Origin of the sequence: Treponema sp., assembly GCF_024696245.1 — a bacterium.
Taxonomy (GTDB): Bacteria; Spirochaetota; Spirochaetia; order Treponematales; family Treponemataceae; genus Treponema_D.
This window is the reverse complement of sequence record NZ_JAILGZ010000146.1, coordinates 1-3260: the sequence shown is the minus strand read 5'-3', so window position 1 is coordinate 3260 and position 3260 is coordinate 1. Positions and strand designations below refer to the sequence as shown.

The 3260-nt window shown below is 34.1% G+C and carries 5 protein-coding genes; 2 read left to right on the top strand and 3 right to left on the bottom strand.

Translation table 11 applies throughout. The features are described from left to right. Both K6D58_RS10350 and K6D58_RS10345 read left to right on the top strand, forming a co-directional pair. Nucleotides 1-302, top strand: a 302-nt coding sequence (locus K6D58_RS10350; protein ID WP_296830388.1) for a hypothetical protein, incomplete at its 5' end; no start/stop codon positions are given. Nucleotides 303-395: 93 nt separating this feature from the next. Further along, nucleotides 396-980 (top strand): hypothetical protein, encoded by a 585-nt coding sequence (locus tag K6D58_RS10345; protein WP_296830386.1) that lies wholly within the window; start codon nucleotides 396-398, stop codon nucleotides 978-980. A 17-nt stretch (nucleotides 981-997) separates the two neighbouring features. Here the strand turns inward: K6D58_RS10345 and K6D58_RS10340 are convergent, their stop codons facing one another. The 3 genes from K6D58_RS10340 to K6D58_RS10330 form a co-directional block, all read right to left on the bottom strand. After that, on the bottom strand, nucleotides 998-1348 hold the full coding sequence (locus tag K6D58_RS10340; RefSeq protein WP_296830384.1) for a hypothetical protein: 351 nt from the start codon (nucleotides 1346-1348) through the stop codon (nucleotides 998-1000). 202 nt (nucleotides 1349-1550) lie between these two features. Next, the gene (locus tag K6D58_RS10335) at nucleotides 1551-2579 is read right to left on the bottom strand and encodes a helix-turn-helix transcriptional regulator (protein WP_296830382.1); all 1029 of its coding nucleotides are present in this window, start codon (nucleotides 2577-2579) and stop codon (nucleotides 1551-1553) included. A gap of 43 nt (nucleotides 2580-2622) precedes the next feature. After that, nucleotides 2623-3204: an exonuclease domain-containing protein gene (locus tag K6D58_RS10330; RefSeq protein ID WP_296830380.1), complete on the bottom strand. Its 582-nt coding sequence runs from the start codon at nucleotides 3202-3204 to the stop codon at nucleotides 2623-2625. Between the last annotated feature and the right edge of the window lie 56 nt (nucleotides 3205-3260).

Sequence of the window (3260 nt, the reverse complement as noted above, 5' to 3'; positions counted from 1 at the left end):
TGATGAATATGAAATTAGTTGACGATTTAATCGTAACTAAATCCGATTATTACTCATTTAGAGATAATAATTTAATCAAGGATAGTCTTAAGGATCTGCAAAAAATTGAAGAGCTGATTAGGTCTAATTTTACGAGCAATTCTGAAACTGAGACTAAGACAAAAGCTGCGCCAAAGACAAAGGCTAAAGCTAAAGCAAAGGATAAAACTAAAACTGAGACTAGGAGTAAGACTAAAGCTGCGTCAAAGTCTAAGGCTAAAGAAAAGTCTGAAACTAAAGCTATGCCTAAGACTAAGGCTTAAAAATTTCTGCTTGGATATTTAGTAGTGGGGTAGTCATAACACTGAACATGATAAGATTGTTGTATTTGATATAGAAGCAGAGGAGTTTACAGAATGAAATTTTTTTTTATGATACTTATTGCTATAGCCACTGCAATGCCATGCTTTAGTTATAGAGACGAATTAGATGATTCTTATATCAGTTTCCTTAGAGATAATGATGACCATTATTATCAATTTTGCAAAGGAAACATCCATTTAATTATTGATGAAGAAAATCATAAAAAACTTTTCTTTGGCGATAAGAATAAACCTGATTATGAAGTAGAAGTTATTTATAGAGAGTCTCCAACTTTGGAATATAAAATGACTATCATAAATAATATACCAGGAAGTAATTATCGCCCGTTTGACCCACCAACTGATTTGAAAAAGGTTATAACTTATTATAATTTTTCTATTGGTCTTTTAAAACCTGAAAAAGAACACATGGCATATACTTACAGCCTGTTCAAAAAAGCTTTAGAACAGGACAAAATAAAAGAATGGTTCTATGATTTTAGCTTCAGACAATTTGATGCTTCAGCAGATTATAAAATAACTTCAATTAAAATATCAGAAGACAAAGTAAAAACAATATATTGCACATATGTAGCAGAGAAAACAAACAAACTAAAATATAAGTATGTAACAGACTAGACATATTTATATAAAAACTATTTTTCCTTAATTAAATTATACATCTCCAAAACCCACTCTCTCCATTTCTCAACAAAATCTGCGGGTTCAAGCGGTTCGATGTCAGCTCCCTGGGAAAGAATCCAGTGAAGCATTTTTCTCCTTGTGTTTTTTTCTATACTGATTTTAAGGATTGGATAAACAAACAGGAAGATATAAAAAATGCTTTGCGCCTTGCTATAAAATCTTGTGATGAATTCGCGCAAGAATACACAGCTATTCCATAATGGAGAAATATATGCCTGCCCAAAAAGATTTTGAATGCATAGAAATAAAATCCCCAGACGATAACTACAATAATTTTGTGATAGTCCGATATGACTGGCCATGTAATATCTAGAAAATTACCGAGTCAGTATCACAATTCAAAAAAGAAAACAGCGTATGTATTATTGGTGCACCAAGTAAAGAATATATTAACTGGTGGGAAGATGATAACGAAAATGACAAATATTTTGCCTTTACAGACTTGTTTGATTTTCGCTGCAGGCACCTGTGTTTATTTTACCACAGTGCCTACTTTTTTTTCATTTACTCACTTATACTTTTAAACATTGCGGTGACCTCTTTTTTCCACTTATCTACAAATGACTTTGGAGCAAGCGGTTTTGCACTGGAGCCAAGGCTTAGAACAAGTTCCATGACTTTAGCAAACTGGCAGGAAGAGAATCTGATTATTACATCTTCATCATCAACATCTTCAAAAGTCTGGTCATCTGCCCATTTATGGTCTTTTATCCAGTAACTTGCATAGCCTGTAACTTCAATTTTATATTTCACAACTTTATCACTTGAAAATGCACCAAGTCTGCCCCCTTTGCAGCGTTTTGTAAAATCGAAGTCTTCTGGAAGTTCAAACTCTTCGTTTGTTATTGTAATTCCTTCAAGCTTATTCAGGTCATATAGCAAATCGCGATTCTTTTTTTCATCACGGGCAAAAAGATAAACGGTTCCATTATCCAGAAGAACCTGGTAGGGCCAGAGAGTTCTTTGAATTTCAGAATCCTTATAGGGAGCTGTGTACCGGGTCTTTATTTTTTTATTCTGTTCCATTGCCTTAAGAATCTTTTCCCAGTTATTTAAATTGATATTAAATTCCATCTGAGGCGGAACCGCAATTCTGGCAGAAGAAATAAGACCGTTTGATTTGGCAATTTTTGGTTCAAGAAAATAGAAGAGTTTTTCAATATTGTCAAAGAGGGGTGTTCCTTTATACTGTTGAAGTAAGCCCTTGATACCGGCAATCAGGACAATCTGATTTTTTGCATCTTTATCAAAGAGCTCGTCCCATTCATCAAAACCTTCTTTAAGAACATACTGCTGATGTTTAGTTTCAATTAGATTTAGTTCTCTTAAATCCTGAGCGATACGTAAAATAGTAATATTTGCAACTTTAAATAGATTCTGAAAGTATTTTGAATTATATTTGACGTCAGGATGCTCAGGGGCATCTCTAAGGCTCTGAAGCATTTCAATATGACGGTTTGTCATTTTTACTTCAGGTTTACCAACTGAGCGACGGTTTTTATTTACTTCTTCTAACTGCTTTGAAAAATTCATAACTCTATTATAACATAAAATCCTATCATTTAAAGATAGAGTTTTACAATTTTAAGAGATTTAATCCACATTTTGAAAGAAGTTCATTTATTGAATGGACGCCCCATTTTTCGGCAGCAAGATTTATAATTTGACCGCAGGTTCTGGAATCTTCAAGTGCATCATGGGCAAGATACTTGATATCAAAGTCTTTTCCCAGTTCTGTCAGTTTGTGACTTTCGGCTTCAGGCCACGTTTTTCTTGCAACAGGAAGTGAATCAAAATATGTAAGGGAAGGAATTTCCATTCCGAAATAATTACAGCATTCCCGGATTACCGGCATATCAAAAGTTTGCCCGTTATGGGCTACAAGAGAAATGCCTGGTGTTTTTCTGATAAAGGGCATAACCATTGTATCCCAGATTTCCGGGAAGTAAGGCTTATCCCGGACCTGGCTATAAGAAATGTGATGAATGTACCTGGTCCATTCAGGAATAAAATACATTTTTGCAGGGTGAATTAACGAATAACAGGAATCTGTTTCCTTCCCATTAATAAAGCGTACCAGTCCAATTGAGCAGGCAGAGTTTTTGTACTGATTTGCGGTTTCAAAGTCGATTGCAATGTAATCTAATTTATAATTCATAAGCCTAAAATAATGCGAAAAATCTATCATATCGTGATAAGGAAAGAAAATATAGG

Excerpts from the sequence above, each read along its gene's own strand:
- K6D58_RS10330 (WP_296830380.1), bottom strand. The coding sequence starts at position 3,204 with ATGAATTATAAATTAGATTACATTGCAATCGACTTTGAAACCGCAAAT.
- K6D58_RS10345 (WP_296830386.1), top strand. The coding sequence starts at position 396 with ATGAAATTTTTTTTTATGATACTTATTGCTATAGCCACTGCAATGCCA.
- K6D58_RS10335 (WP_296830382.1), bottom strand. The coding sequence starts at position 2,579 with ATGAATTTTTCAAAGCAGTTAGAAGAAGTAAATAAAAACCGTCGCTCA.
- K6D58_RS10340 (WP_296830384.1), bottom strand. The coding sequence starts at position 1,348 with ATGGCCAGTCATATCGGACTATCACAAAATTATTGTAGTTATCGTCTG.